Annotated in this window: 20 protein-coding genes; 7 read left to right on the top strand and 13 right to left on the bottom strand. The window is 45.7% G+C overall.

The window, feature by feature from the left end:
• Positions 1 to 149 precede the first annotated feature (149 nt).
• A complete protein-coding gene (locus tag ACVBIK_RS05435; protein ID WP_447160540.1) occupies positions 150 to 497 on the top strand; it encodes a RidA family protein in 348 nt (115 codons plus the stop codon).
• Between the two features lie 89 nt (positions 498 to 586).
• On the opposite strand, the gene ACVBIK_RS05430 is transcribed toward ACVBIK_RS05435, so the two are convergent.
• The gene (locus tag ACVBIK_RS05430; RefSeq protein ID WP_447160539.1) at positions 587 to 1024 is read right to left on the bottom strand and encodes a hypothetical protein; all 438 of its coding nucleotides are present in this window, start codon (positions 1022 to 1024) and stop codon (positions 587 to 589) included.
• 367 nt (positions 1025 to 1391) lie between these two features.
• Between ACVBIK_RS05430 and nrfA the strand changes: the two genes are divergently transcribed.
• The gene (gene nrfA / locus ACVBIK_RS05425; RefSeq protein WP_447160538.1) at positions 1392 to 2777 is read left to right on the top strand and encodes an ammonia-forming cytochrome c nitrite reductase; all 1386 of its coding nucleotides are present in this window, start codon (positions 1392 to 1394) and stop codon (positions 2775 to 2777) included.
• Positions 2778 to 3007: 230 nt separating this feature from the next.
• Here the strand turns inward: nrfA and ACVBIK_RS05420 are convergent, their stop codons facing one another.
• The gene (locus ACVBIK_RS05420) at positions 3008 to 3505 is read right to left on the bottom strand and encodes a type II secretion system protein (RefSeq protein WP_447169245.1); all 498 of its coding nucleotides are present in this window, start codon (positions 3503 to 3505) and stop codon (positions 3008 to 3010) included.
• 212 nt (positions 3506 to 3717) lie between these two features.
• Here ACVBIK_RS05420 and ACVBIK_RS05415 point away from each other — a divergent pair, with 212 nt between their 5' ends.
• Both ACVBIK_RS05415 and ACVBIK_RS05410 read left to right on the top strand, forming a co-directional pair.
• Complete coding sequence (locus ACVBIK_RS05415; protein ID WP_447169273.1) at positions 3718 to 4752, top strand: alpha/beta hydrolase; 1035 nt, start codon at positions 3718 to 3720, stop codon at positions 4750 to 4752.
• A gap of 121 nt (positions 4753 to 4873) precedes the next feature.
• Entirely contained in the window at positions 4874 to 5305 is a 432-nt protein-coding gene (locus ACVBIK_RS05410) for a DUF4156 domain-containing protein (protein WP_447160536.1), read from the top strand.
• A gap of 132 nt (positions 5306 to 5437) precedes the next feature.
• Here ACVBIK_RS05410 and ACVBIK_RS05405 read toward each other — a convergent pair whose 3' ends face one another.
• The 10 genes from ACVBIK_RS05405 to ACVBIK_RS05360 all read right to left on the bottom strand — a co-directional run bounded on the left by ACVBIK_RS05405 (position 5438) and on the right by ACVBIK_RS05360 (position 14917).
• Positions 5438 to 5713, bottom strand: coding sequence for a putative quinol monooxygenase (locus ACVBIK_RS05405; protein WP_447160535.1), 276 nt, complete (start codon positions 5711 to 5713; stop codon positions 5438 to 5440).
• 172 nt (positions 5714 to 5885) lie between these two features.
• Complete coding sequence (locus ACVBIK_RS05400) at positions 5886 to 6542, bottom strand: 3-oxoacid CoA-transferase subunit B (protein ID WP_447160534.1); 657 nt, start codon at positions 6540 to 6542, stop codon at positions 5886 to 5888.
• A gap of 12 nt (positions 6543 to 6554) precedes the next feature.
• Positions 6555 to 7325, bottom strand: coding sequence for a CoA transferase subunit A (locus ACVBIK_RS05395; protein WP_447160533.1), 771 nt, complete (start codon positions 7323 to 7325; stop codon positions 6555 to 6557).
• A 98-nt stretch (positions 7326 to 7423) separates the two neighbouring features.
• Entirely contained in the window at positions 7424 to 8320 is an 897-nt protein-coding gene (locus ACVBIK_RS05390; RefSeq protein WP_447169244.1) for a hydroxymethylglutaryl-CoA lyase, read from the bottom strand.
• Entirely contained in the window at positions 8321 to 8479 is a 159-nt protein-coding gene (locus ACVBIK_RS05385; protein ID WP_447169243.1) for a 3-methylcrotonyl-CoA carboxylase, read from the bottom strand.
• Complete coding sequence (locus ACVBIK_RS05380) at positions 8476 to 10581, bottom strand: ATP-binding protein (protein ID WP_447169242.1); 2106 nt, start codon at positions 10579 to 10581, stop codon at positions 8476 to 8478. Before ACVBIK_RS05380 ends, ACVBIK_RS05385 begins: the two co-directional genes overlap by 4 nt.
• 1 nt (position 10582) lies before the next feature.
• Positions 10583 to 11461 carry an enoyl-CoA hydratase-related protein gene (locus ACVBIK_RS05375; protein ID WP_447169241.1) on the bottom strand — a complete coding sequence of 293 codons (879 nt, stop codon included), beginning with the start codon at positions 11459 to 11461 and terminating at the stop codon, positions 10583 to 10585.
• 60 nt (positions 11462 to 11521) lie between these two features.
• Positions 11522 to 13129 (bottom strand): carboxyl transferase domain-containing protein, encoded by a 1608-nt coding sequence (locus ACVBIK_RS05370; protein ID WP_447160528.1) that lies wholly within the window; start codon positions 13127 to 13129, stop codon positions 11522 to 11524.
• Positions 13130 to 13214: 85 nt separating this feature from the next.
• Entirely contained in the window at positions 13215 to 14384 is a 1170-nt protein-coding gene (locus ACVBIK_RS05365) for an isovaleryl-CoA dehydrogenase (RefSeq protein WP_447160527.1), read from the bottom strand.
• A 134-nt stretch (positions 14385 to 14518) separates the two neighbouring features.
• Complete coding sequence (locus ACVBIK_RS05360; RefSeq protein ID WP_447160526.1) at positions 14519 to 14917, bottom strand: MerR family transcriptional regulator; 399 nt, start codon at positions 14915 to 14917, stop codon at positions 14519 to 14521.
• A gap of 362 nt (positions 14918 to 15279) precedes the next feature.
• Here ACVBIK_RS05360 and ACVBIK_RS05355 point away from each other — a divergent pair, with 362 nt between their 5' ends.
• Both ACVBIK_RS05355 and gndA read left to right on the top strand, forming a co-directional pair.
• Positions 15280 to 17184, top strand: coding sequence for a propionyl-CoA synthetase (locus ACVBIK_RS05355; protein WP_447160525.1), 1905 nt, complete (start codon positions 15280 to 15282; stop codon positions 17182 to 17184).
• A gap of 388 nt (positions 17185 to 17572) precedes the next feature.
• Entirely contained in the window at positions 17573 to 19120 is a 1548-nt protein-coding gene (gndA, locus tag ACVBIK_RS05350; protein ID WP_447160524.1) for an NADP-dependent phosphogluconate dehydrogenase, read from the top strand.
• Positions 19121 to 19200: 80 nt separating this feature from the next.
• Here gndA and ACVBIK_RS05345 read toward each other — a convergent pair whose 3' ends face one another.
• The gene (locus ACVBIK_RS05345; RefSeq protein ID WP_447160523.1) at positions 19201 to 20085 is read right to left on the bottom strand and encodes a 1,4-dihydroxy-2-naphthoate polyprenyltransferase; all 885 of its coding nucleotides are present in this window, start codon (positions 20083 to 20085) and stop codon (positions 19201 to 19203) included.
• 337 nt (positions 20086 to 20422) lie between these two features.
• Between ACVBIK_RS05345 and ACVBIK_RS05340 the strand changes: the two genes are divergently transcribed.
• Positions 20423 to 21358 carry an SDR family NAD(P)-dependent oxidoreductase gene (locus ACVBIK_RS05340; protein ID WP_447169240.1) on the top strand — a complete coding sequence of 312 codons (936 nt, stop codon included), beginning with the start codon at positions 20423 to 20425 and terminating at the stop codon, positions 21356 to 21358.
• Positions 21359 to 21408: the final 50 nt, after the last annotated feature.

The raw sequence follows: 21408 nt of genomic DNA, 5'->3' as shown, positions 1-21408 counted from the left end.
TCAAGCTAAGTGGTTAGTTTAGCATTTTGCTTAATAGCCAGATGTGCTTGGTGCAGCAGAATCGGCTTAAGGAGGTAAATTTACTAGGTTTGAGGCTTATTTCTGCTAAAATCTGCCGACTATTACGCTGAAGTTTTTATAGGTTCAAAATGGATATTCAACGAGTTAACCCATGTGCAAATTGGTCTGATGCTACCGTGTTCAATAACATGGCACATTTTGTTGAGATAGCAGCCGATGTCGAAGGCGATATGTTGAGTCAAACTCAGCAGGTCTTTGCTCAAGCTGAAGCAACATTAGCCAGTATTGGCAGTGACAAGTCTCGTCTGTTATCAGTGACGATTTATGTGACAGATTTTGCTAATGTCGCTGTCTTTAATCAAGCATGGCAAGCATGGTTACCAGAAGGCTGCGCCCCGAGTCGCGCATGTTTAAAAGTAGAACTGGCCGATCCAAGTTACTTGCTTGAAATTGCCTTTGTTGCGGCAGTTAAGTAGTTAACAGGCGTTAGCCTTACATGGGTGTTTTCGATACAACTTGTTCGGCTAACCTGTGAAGACAAGCGGTTAGTTGCTATTTCTAGCCGTTATTCTAACTGTTTGAGCAGTTGTCGTACTCGCGCGCGCGTATCGTCTATTTGGGTTATTACCGCTTGGGCACTCGCTTCATCATCGGCTAACTGCTGCCAATTTGCTTGCCAACTGAATTTGAGCTCCTCGGCTGCAACACTGAGCTCTGGCTCCGTTATCATGCTTAAATCGGCAATCAAATTGACTTTTACCCAGCCTTTTCGCGGATTACCTAAAGTTATATCTTTATCGTAATGAGCCGCATACACGATAGATTCCAACTCTGAAAGCTGTAGCAGCAGTTCAAAACTGGCTGAACGCACATTACTATTGTACTCAGTGATCTCCATGCGCCAGACGTTATAACTAAACCCAACCAAAGCAAATAACATGCTAAAAACCGCTGTCAGCTGAAAAATGGAGATGGTTTGTTTGCCAGAAATATCAATTTTCAACGCTAGCTCCTTAAGCAGATTTAATCGACTTAACTCAACTTTAGCTCAACTTTAACCCGCTTTACTCACTTCACTCTCAGTAACGACTCTGTGTTAATTCTATATAAAGACATTGAAAGAGCAGGTTTAATTTCAGCTTTAATAAAGCCTAACTTGAGCTTCACTTTTTGCTAAACAGACATTGCTAATTTAAATACAAAATAACAGTGGTAATTCACGCTATTTTTAAGAGTGTCGTTCATCGCACTTCTTTCAACATCTTCGTTGATAATAAAAAGGAAATTAATTTGCTGTAGCTTTTGACAACGTGGTTCCAGCGACTACATTTTATATATCTAAATAGCCTTACATAATGGATGGATACCCTATGAAAGCATACAAAGTTTCCTTGATCGCAGGAGTTTGCATTGGAATGTTAAGCAGCGCTGTGGTGGCAAAAACGAATCCTGCAGATAATGCCCAGTACGAGAAGCGCTTTCCTAAGCAATATCAAAGCTGGCAAAAAACGGCTGAGAGTAAAGAGGTTACCAATGCATTAGCTGCCGATCCTAACTTGGTTATCCTTTGGGCGGGTTATGGTTTCTCCAAGGATTACAACGCACCTAGAGGGCACCAGTATGTGATTACAGATATCAGGAGCACATTAAGAACCGGAGCTCCGATGAAAGCGGATGAAGGCCCTATGCCGATGGCATGCTGGAGCTGTAAAAGCCCTGATGTCCCCCGATTGATTGAAGGTGAGGGGGAGGCTGAGTACTTTAAGGGTAAATGGGCTAAAGGTGGCCCTGAAATTGTTAATGTATTAGGTTGCGCCGACTGTCATAAGCCGGGAACTTCTAAGTTGAGAATCGCACGACCCTTTGCCGAACGCGCATTCGCTGCAATAGGCACACCATTTGACAAGGCAGAGAAGAGCGAAAAACAAAATATGGTCTGCGGCCAGTGCCATGTGGAGTACTACTTTGAAAAAACAGCCGAACAACCAAATTGGGTAAAATTTCCTTGGGATGATGGTACCTCTGTTGAAGAGATGGAAGCTTACTATGACAAGCTGAAATTTAAAGACTGGACCCATCAACTATCTAAAGCACCCATGTTAAAAGCTCAACATCCAGGCTATGAGACTACTGCAAAAGGAATTCATGGTGAGATGGGCGTCTCTTGTACTGATTGTCATATGCCACGGATAACCGATGCAGAGGGTAAGGAATACACCGACCATAATGTTGGTAATCCGTTTGATAAATTTGAATTTACCTGTGCAAATTGTCACGAACAAACCAAAGATCAATTACAAGGGCTAGTACAGGCCAATAAAGACAAGGTTAATACCCTTAAGCTTAAGGCTGAAGGGGAGTTAGTAAAAGCGCATTTTGAGGCTGAAGCAGCCTGGAAAGCGGGAGCGACAGAGCAGCAAATGGCCGCGGCGTTAACCGATATCCGTCATGCTCAGTGGCGCTGGGATTTTGCTATTGCCTCTCATGGTATTGCCGCTCATGCGCCTGAAGAGGGTCTTCGAATCTTAGAGACCTCATTAGTTAAAACCTCTGAAGCCCGCGGTAAGCTTGCAAAAGTATTAGCCGCTCAAGGTGTTAAGACCGCTGTTGTTATTCCAGATATTTCGACCGAAGCGAAAGCGCAGGCTTTCTTGGGTATGGATATGGATAAGATGAATGCTGACAAAGCCATCTTTATCGAGAAAGTCGTGCCTAAGTGGGAAGCCGAATACAAGGCAACCAATGGCGGTGAATAGTCTTTAACTGCCGTTACACAAAATGAGTTACAGTCTCAAAAATCCGGGAGCCAACTTCCCGGATTTTTTTGTGTTGTGATTAACCATATTAATATAAGTCACAGTGGCATACTTATCGCTTCAACAGGTTTATCTGCAGCGTGTGTATGACTCTTTGGTTGTGCAAGCCTTATACACAATCAACGTGAGCTTTAGAGGGGAGTGGAGAGGCCATTGTCTTCTTCGAATATCTAGCAATCAGTGTTTACCATTTCAGTTGTCTTAGTTTCAAAGTCGTAAAAAATATAGCAATTGATAGATTGATCGTCAGTGATCCCTTTAGGGTATAAGTAAAACCCTCCCGACCACCAAACCTGATCAAAGTTATTATCTAAATCCAATATGGCATTGATTTGGTCTGAATTTGTTCCGTAGCGAAATAGATCGAAATAGGGATACCCTTGTTTTGGGTCGACGCAGATTTGCACATTATTGATTTCTACTGACTTAAAAGATCGCACTTGGCTATTGCTAGATTTGCAGTCCTTGGCTGAAGCTACGCTGCCTTTGGCTCGAACAAGACTGATGGCGCTTTTAACTGAGGCCAGAGCTTGTTGCATCACCGTATCACGAGATTCATCTTCAAAAGAGATAAATTTTGGAAGGGCAATGACACTGAGTATGCCAAGAATGATGATTACGACAACTAATTCAATGAGGGTAAATCCGTTAACGGTACTGTGCTTCATCTATGTCTCACTTTTGTAAGTGCTAAACTCGATTTTTAGGCGCTCTTAATGTTTCAAACCCATATTTGATTAAGTATATGACGTAAAAGTGAACTTGGTTTTTGAGATTAGCGTCCATGGGAGAAAATTACCTTTGTGTACTACATTCTAATAGTTGGTTTTATTGTTATTTCGATGAATTAGCTGAGAAGCTTGGAGGATAGATGGAGGCGGTGTTGTTAAATATTGTAAACTTCATATTCATTTCCGTTGTGATGTATTTTGCCATCGCCTTACTCTGCATTATTTTGGGCAAGTGGATCAAGCAAGCCGTGCCTAAAAGCACCCTGTCTTTCGATGAGCTAGCGTTTGATGGGTTAGCTTCCGATGAGCCCGCTTTCGAGCAATTATCCTTTGATAAGTCGGCTACCACCAAGGCTGAACCGCCAAAGCTAAAAACCTATCAAGCAAGAGATGGTGAGCGATTACCGTATCGTCATTACCGAGCTCAATCTGACAAGATCATTATTCTTTTGCATGGTTCTGGCTGGCATAGTCAGTATCTGTTTCCCTTAGCTAACTTTATAAGTGGTGAAGGCATTGCCCAGGTATACACGCCAGATCTTCGAGGCCATGGGCAAGCCCCAAGAAGGCGGGGAGATGTTGATTACATTGGTCAATTTGAAGATGACTTAGCCGATCTGATTGAGGTCATTAAGAGGGATAATCCTGACTGTACACTCATTGTGGCAGGACATTCATCCGGAGGTGGGCTCGCGATTCGCTTTGGTGGAAGTCGCTATGGTAAGCAAGCCGATGGCTATATTTTACTGTCTCCTTATCTTAAGTATAACGCGCCAAGTATGCGGCCTAACTCTGGTGGTTGGGCACTCCCTTATACCTTACGAATTGCTGGGCTAAGCATGTTAAATAATGTCGGCATTCATGGATTGGATTACTTAACAGCGATTGATTTCAATATGCCACAAGAGGTCCGTAACGGAACTGAAACCTTGTCATACACCCATCGCCTTAATACCGCTTATGCACCGGGTAACTATAAGAAAGAGCTCAGTTCGATAACGCAGCCATTATTAGTCGTGGTTGGCACGGCGGATGAAGCATTTTTTGCCGAGCAGTTTGAGCCGGAGTTCTCAAAGTACACTCGCGCTGAAGTCATCTTGCTAAATGATGTGACTCATATGGGCGTCGTTGTTAACCCTGCCGTTAGACCCGTTATCAAGCAGTGGTTAGATAACTTGCGCTAAGCCGGAGAGTAAAGCGCTCTTGTTAGCAAGATCACCTTGTATAAAAATGTCATCGAAGGGGGATTCCCTTAAGGAAGTAAAGTCTATATTATCGCCTCCCTTTTAATTTTGACTGTAAACCATGAAACTTGTAAAACTGGCCGCCATCGCACTGATGTGCTCAAGCCTTACCGCTTGTATTACCTTTCCAACGGATGAATCTAACACTGTAAAAGTATTGTGGGATGACACTGATGCGTTACTTGGCTGCGCTCATAAAGGCACTGTAATTGGTTCTCAAGGTCATTTTTATGATTATTGGCTACATGCCGATAAAGATATGGTGTGGGGCACACTCAATGAAATGCGTATTAAGGCTGCCAAGCTTGGTGCTGACACTATTTATCTCTACGAACCGTTAGGCTTTATGGGCTCTGTAACCATGATGGCTAATGCCTATCAGTGTGAGTCAAAGCTGGCTGAGACAAATGCCCTGAGTCAGTTACCAATCACAGATACACAAACTGATAAGCAAGCTGATCAACCTATTACGGAGAAGGGCAAAGCCAAATAAGCACGTATCTTTATATGAACTTGTAAACGTTGCAAGTTCATCTCTCAGCCATTTATCGTGCTGTTCAACATTTCCACGATCGTAGTGGCACTGTGAGGGTGGGGTTTTAACAATAGCTTACTTAATAATAGCTTACTCAAAAATTTGGTAATGACGCTCTACATTGACCGTAAGCTTACCCCAATATGATGACCTGACTCTTGCTTGATGATGCTCGAATGAGCACTTATCGACAAACTCTTCATGGACATCAAATCGGCAGCGGTTGTCCCTGCTTTGTGTCACTTCAAATAGAAGGCAGCCTTCCTCCTTTAGGGTCAACCGCTTATGATTAACGAGCTCATTTTTAATTGCTGCAAGCTCGGGCTGTGGAACTAAAATAAACCCTTTTAAGATCACCTTTGACATGACAAGTCCCTATCTATTGTCGTTTACCCATTACTGTTAAATTGAACATTACATCAAAAAACGCAGCTTATAGTGAGCTGCGTTTTTTGATGATGGGTGTTATAGCTGCCGTTTTAACGAACTTATTTTTGACTAAAAGCCCTTAAAGCACATTTTTTTAGAAAATGAGCCGTTAAAAAATCATCTCTGGTACATGCTCTGGAACCACAAGCTTACCTGCTGTTTTAGAAACTATTTCCTCTACCGATACGCCCGGTGCACGCTCTAGCAGATGAAAGGCGCCGTCTTTGATTTCTAAAAAAGCTAAATCGGTTAATACCCGCTTGATGCAGCCATAGCCGGTAAGTGGTAGCTCGCATTTAGTCAGTAGCTTAGAGTTACCTTTTTTATCGGCGTGCATCATGGTGACGATAATATTGTCAGCGCCAGCGACCAAATCCATCGCGCCGCCCATGCCTTTAATCAGTTTTCCTGGGATCATCCAAGAGGCGATAGAGCCTTGCTCGTCCACTTCAAATGCGCCCAGTACAGTGAGATCCACATGGCCTCCGCGGATCATGGCAAAGCTTTCGCTTGATGAAAAGAATGACGCGCCATCCACAGCGGTAACCGTTTGCTTACCAGCGTTGATAAGGTCAGCATCAATGGTTTCTTCGGTAGGGAACTCTCCCATACCTAATAAACCATTTTCTGATTGCAGCATCACGTCTATGCCCTCAGGAATATAGTTGGCCACTAAGGTGGGGATCCCAATACCTAAGTTGACGTAAAAGCCATCTTGCAGCTCTTTAGCAACACGTTGCGCCAGTTGTTCTCTTGATAATGCCATGGTGTTGCCTCCTTATGCTTTGGTGTCTGATTCAGTTTTTGAACCCGAGTCAGGTTTGACCGTGCGTTGCTCAATGCGTTTTTCAAACTTACCTTGAATAACGCGGTTGACGTAAATACCCGGGGTATGGATATGGTCAGGGTCAAGTTCACCAGGCTCAACAATATGCTCAGCTTCTACCACTGTTATCTTGCCAGCGGTTGCCATCATAGGGTTAAAGTTGGCGGCGGTTTTGCGGAAAACTAAGTTACCCATGGTGTCGGCTTTCCAAGCGCGAACAAGCGCGAAATCCGCTTTTAGTGCAGGCTCTAATACATAGTGACGACCATCTATTTCACGGGTTTCTTTACCTTCTGCCACGGGCGTACCGTAGCCTGTGGCGGTAAAGAATGCTGGAATACCAGCCCCGCCTGCGCGAATTTTTTCAGCCAAGGTGCCTTGTGGCGTCAAGATAACGTTAAGCTCGCCGGATAACATCTGCTGCTCGAAGGTGGCGTTTTCACCCACATATGAGGCGATCATGGTATCGATTTGACGGCTTTTTAATAGTAGGCCTAAACCAAAGTCGTCTACGCCAGCATTATTTGAGATCGCGGTAAGTCCAGTGACACCCATTTTCACCATTTGTGCGATTAAGCCTTCAGGTATGCCGCATAAACCGAAACCACCGACCATGACGGTCATATCATTGCTTAGGCCAGCGAGCGCTTCTTCGTAACTGCTGACGACTTTATTTAGCCCTTTATTTGGCTGTTGATTTAGCTCTCTATTTAGTCCTGCCATTACTGTTATCTCCTTATTCTGTCCGATGCTAGAACCTAGAACCTAGAACCTAGAACCTAGAACCTAGAACCTAGAACCTAGAACCTAGAACCTTCTTTTTATTCGCTAATCGCTCTAGCCACTTTCGATCCAGACTGGCGGCCAAGGGCGAGGCTTATCTTGTTACCAGCATCAACCAGTTTAGTTAGGTCTATTCCGGTTTCTATGCCAAGCCCATGCAGCATATATACTAAGTCTTCAGTGGCTAAGTTACCTGAAGCACCCTTAGCGTAAGGGCATCCGCCAAGGCCCGCGACCGATGAATCAATCACACTGACGCCGGTTTCTAAGCAGGCCAGAATGTTGGCTAGCGCTTGGCCGTAGGTATCATGGAAATGTAATGCCAGTTTGTCTACAGGTACGGCTTTCGCCACCGCTGCAACCATTCTACGGGCATTAAGCGGTGTGCCAACACCAATGGTGTCGCCAAGAGAAATCTCATAGCAGCCCATTTTGTAAAGTAATTCAGACACACGTGCGACTTCGCTAACCGCAATATCACCTTCATATGGGCAGCCTAAGGTGCAAGATACGTAACCGCGAACAGGCACGTTTCTCGCTTTAGCCAGCTCCATAACTGGCCTGAAGCGCTCGATAGACTCAGCAATTGAACAGTTGATGTTCTTTTGGCTAAAGCTTTCTGAAGCTGAGCCAAAAATGGCAACTTCATCGGCGTCAGCGTCAAGCGCAAGTTCCAAGCCTTTTAAATTGGGTGTCAGAGCGCTGTAGGTAACGCCTGTCTTTCGTGCTATGCCCTTAAGCACATCACCAGAGTCTGCCATCTGCGGCACCCATTTAGGTGATACAAAGCTAGCCGCTTCGATACGTTTAATACCCGCAGCGGCTAAATCTTCAATAAGTACTATTTTTTCTTGAGTGGTGACCGGCTTTTCATTTTGCAGCCCATCGCGGGCGCCGACTTCAAAGATACTGACTTGATGTGGGTAGGAAGCCATTTATGCACTTTCCTCAGTTTTAGCTGATTCAACTTCGGTAGCTTCAACCTCAGCGAGTAACATACCGTCGCTAACCAGTTCACCAGCCTCAAAGAAAAATGCGCTGACAATGCCGTCAAACGGGGATTCAATGGCGTTTATTACATTAGTCATCTTCATCCGGCCTCTTCCTTTTCAGGGTTTACTTCTGCTTCAACTTCGGCGAGTAACATGCCATCGCTGACCAGTTCACCTGCTTCGAAGAAAAACGCACTGACGATGCCGTCAAATGGGCTTTCTATTGTGTATTCCATCTTCATGGCTTCCATCACCATGATGCCTTGGCCGGCTTTGACGCTATCACCCACAGCGACAAGTTGAGTCACAATGGTGCCGTTCATTGGCGCTTTTAGTTTATCTTCAAGATTATCTTGTTCTTCGATGACTTCTGATAGCAGTGCGCGGTAGTGATAGCTTTTTGAGTCGATAAACAGGGTAAAGTCATCGCCTACTTGGCTCACTGGAAGGCTGATTTTATGTCCGTTAGCTTTATCGCAACGACTCTTACTAAACGTTTGCTCTGTGTTTTCATTATCGAGTTTTTGCAGGCTGATCTCAGCATGCAGCGTCTCAGCGACTAATGCGCCAGTAAGGGTGATTAGGCAGTCATCAAGCTGTAGCTGATATTGCGACTGACCTGCGATTTGGGTCTCGATTAAATCAAGGTGGTTAATCTCATGGTTATCATCTAACAACGCCACTTGATGCTGACTGGCACTATTTAACCTAAAGCCATTATTTTGATGCCAAGGTGAGTAGGGATCATGGCTAGCGTTAGCTGCTAATTGTGCTTGCTGTTTACGGGCACATAACTGATAAAGCGCCGCTAAACTTAATGCTACATTGCTGTTATTAGAGTCCGCTGCTGGTGTTAACAGTGAATCGCCATAGCGCTCGATAAAGTCGGTGCTAAAGTTGGCATCCTTAAATGCCGTGTGCTTGGCAATATTGGCTAAAAATTCAATATTGTGTTTAAGGCCACTGATTTGATAGTCATCTAAGGCGTGTACTAAACGTTGCAGCGCGCGAGGGCGTGATTCATCCCAAGTGATTAGCTTGGAGATCATCGGGTCGTAAAAGTTACTGATCACATCGTTTTCACGCACGCCGGAGTCGATACGCACAAATTGGCTTTGCTTAGGTTCGCGTAAAAAATTGAGTTTTCCGCTAGCGGGTAGAAAGTCATTGTGCGGATCTTCGGCGTAAATGCGCACCTCAAAGGCATGGCCTTCAATTCGCACTTCATCTTGTTTAAGTGGCAACTCACTGCCACTGGCAACCATTAATTGCCATTTAACTAAGTCTTGGCCTGTGACTAACTCTGTGACTGGATGCTCTACTTGAAGGCGAGTATTCATCTCCATAAAGTAAAAGCTGTCGTCGGTATCAAGTAAAAACTCGACGGTGCCGGCGCCTTCATAATCAATCGCTTTGGCTGCGGCAACCGCCGCTTCGCCCATGTTGATTCTGAGCGCATCACTTAAACCTGGAGCGGGGGCTTCTTCGACGACTTTTTGATGACGACGTTGAATTGAGCAGTCACGATCAGACAGGTAGATACAGTTACCATGGCTGTCGGCAAAGACTTGCACTTCAACATGGCGCGGCTGACGCAGGTAGCGTTCCATCAAGAGTTTATCGTTACCAAAAGAGCTAATGGCTTCACGTCTGGCTGAGTTAATCGCTGCAAGTACCTCACTGCTACTTTCAACAATGCGCATACCTTTACCACCGCCGCCAAAGGCCGCTTTTATCAGTAAAGGAAAGCCCATTTTATTGGCCTCAGAAACCAGCAAGTCATCCTCTTGCGCATCGCCGTGATAACCAGGGACCAGCGGTACATTGGCGGCGCCCATAATATCTTTAGCGGCACTTTTGCTGCCCATAGAGTCAATGGCTGCTGCACTTGGGCCGACAAAGGCGATATTAGCTTTCTCGCATTTTAGTGCGAACTCGGCATTTTCTGATAAAAAACCATAACCTGGGTGAATCGCTTGAGCGCCAGATATTTTGGCGATGTCGATAATAAGATCGCCTTTTAGATATGAGTCTGCCGGGGCACTGCCGCCTAAGTAAAAGGCTTCATCAGCCATGGCAACATGGCGTGCATTGATATCTGCATCTGAATATAAGGCTACTGTGCGCACGCCCATAGCTTTTGCGGTGCTGATGATGCGGCAAGCAATTTCGCCGCGATTGGCAATTAGCAGTTTAGTAAACATATTATTTGGCTCCTTGCCCGCTGGCGTTATTATTTTTTTTAGTAGCAACGTTAAAGTCTGCGATTGTTGGCCATTGAGGGGGGCGTTTTTCAAAGAAGGCATTAAGGCCTTCTTGCCCTTCATCTGAAACACGAATACGGGCGATCCGCTCGCTAGTGCGATCTAACGTTGTTTGATCGATAACGCCATTTTCTAGGGTGGAAAGTAGCGCCTTAGCCCAGGCCATACCCTGTGGACTGTTACTCAGTAGTGATTCAATGATGGGGGGGGCGGCCGCATCGAGTTCGTCATTAATCTCATGGATGATCTGTAGCTCAAGTGCTTTTTGCGCATTGAACCGCTCAGCGGTGAGCATGTAACGGCGCGCAGCGCGTTGGCCCATCGCGCGAGTGACATAAGGGCTAATCACTGCAGGAATTAAACCCAGTTTGACTTCACTCAAGCAAAAGCTAGCACGCTCATTGGCAATGGCGATATCGCTGCAGCAAATAAGCCCGAGTGCACCGCCAAAGGCTGCCCCTTGTACGAGTGCAATCGTGGGTTTAGGAAATTTATCGAGTACTGACATCAGTTTTGCCAGCTCGTTGGCGTCAGCTAAGTTCTGCTCAAAATCCATCTTGGCTTGCTTGCGCATCCAGTTAAGGTCGGCGCCAGCGCTGAAGTTTTTACCGTTGGCTTTAAGCACTAATACTTGGCACTTTGGATTGACGGCGAAGTGTTCAAGTACTGTGATCATTTCCTTAATCATCACTTCATCAAAGGCGTTATGCTTATCGCTGCGGTCGAGCACCATTTGCGCCACGCCTCCATCGACTGAGCAGTTTACATATGCTAATTGCTCGGTCAGTTGTTCGGTGTCTGTGGTGACTGATGTATTCATTATTGTTGGTCCATTTTATTGTCTGAGTCGATGGTTTTTGGCTTAAATGGCAAACTGCCATTACATGCGAAATACACCAAACTTAGTGTCTTCAATTGGAGCATTTAGCGCGGCTGAAAGCGCTAAACCAACTACATCACGGGTTTGAACCGGATCGATAATCCCATCGTCCCATAAGCGGGCGCTGGCATGATAAGGATGACCTTCTTTATCGTATTGCTCAACAATGGGTTTACGGAATGCTTGTTCTTCATCATCAGACCACTCAAGGCCCTTACGTGCCAGCCCGTCACGTTTAACCGTTGCTAATACGCCCGCGGCTTGTTCTCCACCCATTACGGATATGCGGGCATTGGGCCACATCCACATCATAGTGGGCTCAAATGCACGGCCACACATGCCGTAATTACCCGCGCCGTAGCTACCGCCAATAATGACGGTAAATTTAGGTACGTTAGCGCAAGACACCGCAGTCACCATTTTTGCGCCGTGTTTTGCTATGCCTTCATGTTCGTATTTTTTACCCACCATAAAACCGGTGATATTTTGCAGGAACAAGAGTGGAATTTTGCGTTGGCAACACAGTTCAATAAAGTGCGCGCCTTTTTGCGCAGACTCCGAGAATAAGATGCCGTTATTGGCCACAATCCCTACCGGATAGCCATGAATGCGGGCAAAGCCACACACTAAGGTATTGCCGTAATTGGCTTTAAACTCATCAAAGTCTGAGTCATCGACAAGGCGAGCAATCACCTCTTTTACATCGAACGGCTTTTTAAGATCAGTGCCTACGATGCCGTAAAGCTCATTGATATCAAATTTAGGTGGTTTTACTGGGCTAAGCTGAGCAGTAATTTGTTTTTGATGATTAAGGCGAGTCACCGCTTTACGGGCAAGCTCTAGCGCGTGTTCATCGTTTTGCGCCATATGATCCGCCACGCCCGAAATTTTGGTGTGCACTTCAGCGCCGCCTAGCTCCTCTGCTGTGACTTCTTCACCGGTTGCGGCTTTAACTAGCGGAGGACCTGCCAAGAAAATGGTGCCTTGTTCTTTAACGATGATTGACTCATCGGCCATGGCGGGCACATATGCACCGCCTGCGGTGCAAAGCCCCATTACCACTGCGATTTGCGGAATGCCTTTGGCTGACATCTGCGCTTGGTTATAGAAAATTCGCCCGAAATGGTCTCTATCTGGAAAGACTTCATCTTGGCGGGGCAGGTTCGCGCCGCCAGAGTCCACGAGATAAATACAAGGTAGGTGGCAACGACTGGCAATATCTTGGGCGCGTAGATGCTTTTTAACGGTAACGGGGTAATAGGTGCCACCCTTTACTGTGGCATCGTTGGCGATAATCATGCATTCAACGCCACTTACGCGGCCAATACCTGCGATGACACCCGCTGCAGGCACTACATCTTCATAAAGCTCAAAGGCGGCAAATTGAGAAATTTCTAGAAAAGGAGAGCCCGGATCCAGCAGTTTTTCTACCCGCTGACGCGGAAGCAGTTTGCCACGAGAAAGGTGACGGCTACGGGCGACTTCTCCGCCGCCTTGCTCAATCTGATGTAGTTTTAGTTTTAAGTCTTGAACCACTGTAGCCATGTCATCAAATTTAGCTTTAAACTCATCGCTACGTGTATTAATACGACTGCTAAGTTGCGTCACAATTTCAATCCTTTTGAAGCTGGAAGAGTGAGGCGGCTAACCGCCCTTATGCTTTGCTATAAACCCGTGATATCGAGCATAAGCATTACTTTGATTCGTTAAATAGCTCACGGCCAATTAGCATACGGCGAATTTCAGAGGTACCCGCACCGATTTCATACAGCTTGGCATCACGCAATAAGCGACCAGTGGCGTATTCATTGACATAACCGTTACCGCCAAGAAGCTGAATGGCATCTAGGGCCATCTTGGTGGCAAGTTCTGCAGAATAAAGGATTGCACCTGCTGCATCTTTACGGGTGGTTTCGCCGCGATCACAAGATTTCGCGACGTTGTAGATATAAGATTTGGCAGCGTTCATGCCGGTGTACATATCGGCAAGCTTGCCCTGTACTAGCTGGAATTGACCAATCGATTTACCAAATTGCTCACGCTCGTGAATATAAGGCACGACGATATCCATACAGGCTGTCATGATCCCAAGCGGGCCACCAGACAGCACCACGCGTTCGTAATCAAGTCCGCTCATCAAGACTTTAACGCCGTTGTTGAGGCCACCAAGAATGTTCTCTTCTGGTACTTCACAATCTTCAAATACCAATTCACAGGTGTTTGAGCCGCGCATACCGAGTTTGTCTAGCTTCTGCGCCGTGCTAAAGCCTTTAGAGCCGCGCTCAACAATAAATGCCGTAATGCCGTGGGCACCTTTATCGAGATCGGTTTTGGCATAGATAACATAGGTATGAGCATCAGGACCGTTGGTGATCCACATTTTGTTGCCGTTGAGTATGTATCTGTCACCCTCTTTGCGGGCGTGTAGTTTCATTGATACAACATCAGATCCCGCATTGGGCTCACTCATCGCAAGGGCGCCAATGTGTTCACCTGTGATGAGCTTGGGTAAGTACTTGGCTTTTTGTTCGCTATTACCGTTGCGGTTAATTTGGTTAACACATAGGTTGGAGTGCGCGCCGTAGCTAAGACCAATAGATGCTGAAGCGCGCGAGATCTCCTCCATAGCGACCACGTGGGCCAAGTAGCCCATTTCAGCTCCCCCATACTCTTCAGATACCGTCACGCCGAGCAGCCCCATATCGCCAAGTACAGGCCAAAGCTCATTAGGAAAAGCGTTATCGAGATCTGTTTTGGCGGCGATTGGTGCGATTTCGTTGGCTGCGAAGCTTTGCACTGCGTCGCGCAGCATATCGACTTCTTCACCGAGGCCAAAATTTAGAGATGAGTAGAGTTGAGTCATGTGCTTGTGTCCTGTCAAATGTTGTTTAGTCAAGTTCACTGATCTATGCCGTGATACTTGGAAATTTTAATATAATTATTGGGTTACTCTATTAATGGCAATTGCAGATAATGTCATTGCAAAATAAAAGCCCATTACTGGGCGTTGTGTTCGAGTGCATCGCGGCATTGTTGTTCAGCCGAATTAAGCTCCATCAGTACGACTTTGATGTCGTCCATCTGTTGTTGAAGTGAAACCTTTTTATCTTCAACGAGCTCTAGCATGGTATGTAGCTGACTACTGCTATTCTTGTCGGCATCGTACAGTTCAAATAAACGTCTGGTTTCAGCCAATGAAAAGCCTAACCGTTTACCGCGTAAGATAAGCTTCAATCTCACTCTATCTTTAAGGCTGTAGATCCGTGTTTGACCACGGCGCTTTGGTTTTAAAAGACCTTGGTCTTCATAAAAACGAATACTACGAGTCGTGATATCAAACTCTTTAGAGAGATCACTGATTGAGTATGTCGTTTGTGGGAGCTGCTTCTCTACCATCAAATAACACCATAATTGTTTACATTAATTGCACGATATATGAAGTTTACGTAAAGGTAAAGTTTACACCTGTTAGATACCCTTGTTTTAATGTCAATCGGGGTTGCCACTAGGTTAAATTTACCGCTATAGGGCTTATAGCTTTACGCGTGGAGTTGTATATTTATTCCTTTTAAACAGTGAGTTGTGTCATTCTCGTGGTTTTTGTTAGCAGTGTTTTTGCGTATTTCACCTACTCATTCTAAGGTCTAATGGGGATTTTGTAATCGTCAGAGCATAATGCGGTTAAGTAATAAATGGACGAAAAACGCTCGCTAGCGATGCAATATGTTACCGAGATCTAGCAAACTGGAGTCAGTATTGTGAAAGATAAGAATAAGCAATTACATGCTAAATCAATTAACCAACCAGAGATATTTTGGGCAGAAGCTGCCAGCCAAATCGATTGGTTTTCCCCTTGGGATAGCGTACTAGATGACAGTGAGGCGCCATTTTACCACTGGTTTAAAGGCGGCAAACTCAACACTTGTTATAACGCAGTAGATAGACATGTTGCAGCGGGTCGAGGTTCACAAATTGCGCTGCAATATGTGAGCCCTGTAACTGACACTGAATATGGGATCTCTTATAGAGAGTTACAGGCGCAAGTGAGTCGACTCGCAGGTTACATGGACTCTATTGGTGTGAAAAAGGGCGACCGAGTGGTGATTTATATGCCAATGGTGCCAGAAACGGCATTTGCTATGCTAGCCTGCGCACGTATTGGCGCAATTCATTCAGTAGTGTTTGGTGGCTTTGCGGCTAATGAACTTGCGACCCGTATTAATGATGCTAAACCAAAACTAATTCTTTCAGCATCTTGCGGTATTGAGCCATCAGGGGTTATCCCATATAAACCGCTACTCGATGCAGCGTTAGATCAAGCCAGCCATAAAGTCGACCATTGCTTGATATTAAACCGAGGTCAGCTTGAAGCCGAGTTGAAACCTGATCGAGATATTGATTGGCAGGCAGCGGTGGCTGCAGCGCCTAATATCGATTGCCAACCCTTAGACGCTACCGACCCGCTTTATATTTTGTATACATCAGGCACCACAGGCCAACCAAAAGGCGTGGTACGCGACAACGGCGGCCATGCGGTGGCACTTGCTTGGTCGATGAAGCACATCTATGACATTAATGCAGGTGATGCTTTTTGGGCCGCATCGGATGTCGGCTGGGTTGTTGGTCACTCCTATATTGTCTATGGTCCATTATTAGTCGGGGCGACAAGTATCTTGTATGAAGGTAAACCCATTGGTACGCCGGACCCTGGTGCATTTTGGCGAACGATTGCTAAATACAAGGTGAAAAGCTTCTTTACAGCTCCGACAGCGATTAGGGCGATTAAACGTGATGACCCCAATGGTGACTATTTACAGGGCATAGACTTAAGTTGCTTGAGAAATGTGTTCTTAGCGGGCGAGCGCTGCGACCCAGATACCTTGCACTGGACTGAAGACAAGCTTAAAAAGCCTGTGATTGACCATTGGTGGCAAACGGAAACTGGCTGGCCTGTAGCGGCAAACTTGATGGGATATGCGCCTGTCGAGGTCAAGGCGGGCTCTCCTGCATTAGCGGTGCCCGGTTATCAAATTGATGTGGTTGATGTGATGGGCGATGAGGTCGAGGCGAATGAATCCGGTAATGTGGTGATTAAACTGCCGCTGCCACCGGGAACGTTAACGACCTTGTGGCAAAACGAGCAGCGTTATAAAGACAGTTATCTGTCAATGTACCCCGGTTATTACTTAACGGGAGATGCGGGCTATAAAGATAAAGAGGGCTACTTATATATAATGAGCCGCATCGACGACATTATTAATGTGGCTGGGCATCGACTGTCAACGGGGCGCTTTGAAGAGGTTCTGTGCCAGCATGATGCTGTTGCTGAAGCGGCGGTGATAGGGGTTAAAGATCCCTTAAAAGGCCAAGTGCCGTTAGGACTAGTGGTACTTAAAAAAGGTGTAACGCTTAATGATGATGACTTAAATCACCAGCTCATGAGTTTAGTGCGTCAAGAGATAGGGCCTGTGGCCTCGTTTAGGCTAGTGAGTGCGGTGCAAAAACTGCCTAAAACCCGTAGCGGTAAAATTTTGCGTGGCACCATGCGTAATATTGCCGATAATCAAAGTTACAATGTACCGGCGACCATAGAAGATCCTGCAACCTTAGATATCGTTCGTAACACCCTGACACGTATGGGCTATGCCGATGCGCATGTATAAAGAAGGTTCTAGGAAAAGCAAGTCCTAGCAGCGAGGAAAGCGAAGACAAAGCTATTGAGCCGCTATCGCTGGATCTTGTGTAGGTCGGCATTTATGCCGTCAGGGGAATGATGCTTGCTGATGGGTCTTATACTGATAGGCATTAACCTGCAAATGCAGAAAAAAGCTGAAACTTAGGTTTCAGTTTTTTTCGTTTTTGAACTAAATTCATTGTTCACGATTAATGTATAAATGTTAACGCATTTGGCTTTATCTGGTAATTAAGTTACCAAAGTCTGTATAATCGCCAACAAAATTAAACCTGTCATCTCAATAAGCAATGGGTGCGATTGTTGCTTATACAAAATAATAGATGGGTAATCCTCTGTGACCTACGGAATTAATCGACATGAATAACCAAAATCAGCTCTATGATATCGGTGTGATTGGCTTAGGGGTAATGGGTAAGAACCTTGCGCTCAATATAGCGGATAATCAATATCGCGTCGCAGTATTTGACCTTGATAATATCAAGGTGCAAGACACTGTTAAGCAAGAAGAACTCGAACGTAAACAATACCTCAAGCAGATAACTGAACCCCGTATCGAAGCCTGTAACAATCTTTCTGAAATGTTATCTAAATTAGATAAGCCGCGTGTACTCGTTTTGTCTGTTCCTGCGGGTGCTCCGGTCGATGGTGTGTGCCAGTCATTAATTGAAGCTGGTATTGAGGCCGATGATATCGTTATCGATACGGGCAATAGCCTTTGGACCGATACGGTTGAGCGCGAGCAGCGTTACGCTAATGATTTTCAATTTTTTAGCTGCGCGGTTTCTGGCGGTGAAGTCGGTGCACGTTTTGGTCCATCATTGATGCCAAGCGGCAGTTTAACTGCCTGGAAGAGAATAGAGCCAATTTGGCAAGCCATCGCCGCCAAAGTCGATGCTAAAACAGGTTTACCTATCGAACGCTTTGAGCCGGGCAACCCGGTCAAAGAAGGCGAACCTTGTACTACTTATATTGGGCCTGCGGGTTCTGGTCATTACGTCAAAATGGTGCATAACGGCATTGAATATGCTGATATGCAGCTCATTTGCGAAGCATATCAATTACTGAATCAAGGTTTAGGATTAAGCCCAAGTGAAGTAGCGGATGTGTTTGAGCGCTGGGATCAAGGCAGTTTAAATAGCTACTTAATGCAGATCAGCGCCGATGTGCTCAAACAAGCAGACCCATTAACCGGCGCGCCACTGGTTGATTTGATTTTAGATAAGGCTGGCCAAAAAGGCACGGGTCTTTGGACTGCGGTCAGCAGTTTACAAATTGGCTGCCCAGCTCCCACTATTGCTGAAGCGGTTTATGCCCGTGCAGTCAGTACTCAAAAAGCGCAAAGGCAGCAACTTAGCCAAGTATTATCAGGGCCAAGCGAAGTGCTTTTAGCCACGATTAACCGCGGTGAAAAGCAGACATTTATCGACCAGCTTGAAAATGCGCTCTATTGTGCAAAAGTGTCTTGTTACGCCCAAGGTTTTCAGTTGATGGCGATGCAGGCTAAAGAGCAAGCTTGGCAGTTAGATTTTGCTGAAATTGCAAAAATTTGGCGAGCGGGCTGTATTATCCGTGCCACCTTCTTGCAGTCGATCACTCAGGCCTATCAGCATGATAGTGAGCTTGAGAACCTGTTAATGGCCGAGACGTTTGCAACCGCGCTGTCAGAAAAACAAAATGATTGGCGCTTGGCTGTATCGACGGCAGTGATGAGTGGTATTCCTGCGCCATGTATCAGCTCGGCGCTTGCTTATTACGACAGCTACCGTAGTGAAACTTTACCGGCGAGTTTACTGCAAGGGCAGCGAGATTATTTTGGTGCTCACACTTTTGAACGAACAGACAAGCCAGCGGGTGAGAAATACCACTTAAACTGGAGCGGCGATCGCAGCTTGCATAAGGTGTAACCGCTTCTGTGTCGCTGAAACTAAAAAGCCTATCAATCGATAGGCTTTTTAGTTTCTAGCTGTGGCGATAACGCTTTAAGCTAAGCCATCCAAATATCGGCCAGAAGACCGAGACTGAATAATGCGCTGAAAATCATAGTGAGCTTAGCAGTGCGCCCAAGTAATGGATTTAACGCAGCGCCAGTGACGTCATTAAAGTCACGCGTTAAGGTTCTTGCCATAATAAATGCCAGTCCAGCTAACAGTACGGGTAAACCTGGCAGCGCTCCCATAAAGAAGCCTGCAATAATGATCGCAAATGGCAGATACAAGAAGCTTTGGTAGAAGATGCGAGATTGTTCTAGACCCATACGAACCGCGAGGGTCTTTTTACCTGCTTTGAGATCAGTTTCCATATCGCGAGTATTATTCACTAGCATAATCGCTGCATTTAGAAAGCCGATGGCACTGCCAAGTAGCCATGCGCTGGTTGCCGTTTCACCGGCTTGCAGAAAGTAACTGCCGACAACTGCAACAAGGCCGAAAAATACAAATGCGGCAACTTCACCTAAACCATGGGAAGCCAGTGGGTAGGGGCCGCCGCTATAGCCAAGGGCGCCAAGTATCGCAGCTGCCGCTAAGAAAGCAATCGGTAGACCGCCATGGTAGATAAGCACAGAGCCAACAAGTAACGCCAGTACCAAACATAAGGTCATCGCATTGCGCACAGCCTTTGGGCTTAACATGCCACTTTGGGTGACACGAACTGGGCCCACACGTTCTTCAGTATCGACGCCACTTTTAAAGTCAAAATAGTCATTAGCCAAGTTGACAGCAATTTGTAATAGCAGAGCACAGAGCATTGAAATAACAGCAATGAAAAAGCTGAATTGCTCAAGTTGCAATGCGAGTACGTTACCAACCAGCAGTGGTCCAATCGCCGCAGGCAAGGTGCGAGGGCGGATGGCAAGTATCCAAGGATTCATGGTTATATTTACTTACAGAGGTTTACGTCAAAGAAAGTTGACATAAAGGTAAAAAAAGTTGGCATAGCATAGCAAATTTAACAAGTTGTAAAAAGTGGATTTTATGAGCCTAAAAGTGGTCAGCTTAACAAATTGCTCAGCATTATCCTTTTTCAGTTTGGAGGATTGAATAATTTTGAACTAGCGCACATCTGTTAGGCAGGAGTGTATGCAATATTATATCCCTAGAGTGAACTCAAGAATTATCGCTTTAATCCTCGCTGTAGAGATGATACTGCTGTCTTAGCAGTCAACGACTACATTTGTAATGAACAAATTTGTTTAGAGGTCGAAAACTATGCGTTTTGAGGGACAAGTCGCGATAGTGACAGGCGCGGCATCAGGCTTAGGAAGAGCCTATGCGATAGCCCTAGCTGAGCGAGGAGCACGAGTCGTTTTGGTTGATAACGAAACGAGTCAAACAAGGGATGTTAGCTCCAGCGAGATGTTAAACTTGGAGCCTGATTCGGGGCTTAAAATCTGTGGCGAAGCCATTACAGCCCTAGGTGGAGAGTTTAAATCGTTTATATTGGATGTGACTCGTACCGACGACATAGACACAATGCTTAATGATGTGGTGCAAAGCTGGGGTCGAGTCGATATTTTAATTAATAATGCCGGTATACATCAACCTTGTGCTTTTGAGCAGATGAGTCAGTCTAACTGGAAGCACCAGCTCGATGTCGATCTTAACGGTACCTTCTACATGACTAAAGCCGTTTGGCCTCTGATGAAGCGCCAAAGTTATGGCCGTGTGGTCATGAGTAGTGCCAGTGCTGTATATGGTGATATGTATGAAACCAGTTTCAGCGCGAGCAAAATGGCGGTGATGGGTTTGGTTAATAGCCTTCACCTAGAGGGCGCAGAGCACGGTATCGCAGTCAATAGTATTATTCCCCATGCGGTCACATCAATGACAGCGGCTCACCTAGCGCCCACAGTAAAGCCCCTATTTTCAAAAACTACAGTTACAGCAACCATGTTGTACTTGTGTAGCTCTAAGTGTCCATCTGGTCAGCACTTGTTGGCTGCTGCGGGCGGCATTAGCCATGCAGCACTGGTTGAGTTTTCTCCGAGCCGTTTTAATGCCGAAGAATGCACCCCTGAGGTGATCACTGAGCGCTGGTCTGATATTTATATGGCACAACCGGTAGCAGCCCATCGAAGTGGAGAAGCCCAAGTGCTTGCTTGGGCAAAGGCTGCGGCTAATCAGCGTCATATTCAATTAAAGTAATCTAAAAAGCTCAAGCTATCGTATGAGCATACTAAGACTTGAACCCTCTT

It is taken from the genome of Shewanella sp. 125m-1, assembly GCF_052977065.1.
Note: the sequence above shows the minus strand (reverse complement) of the source record. Positions and strands in the feature narration are given on the sequence as shown.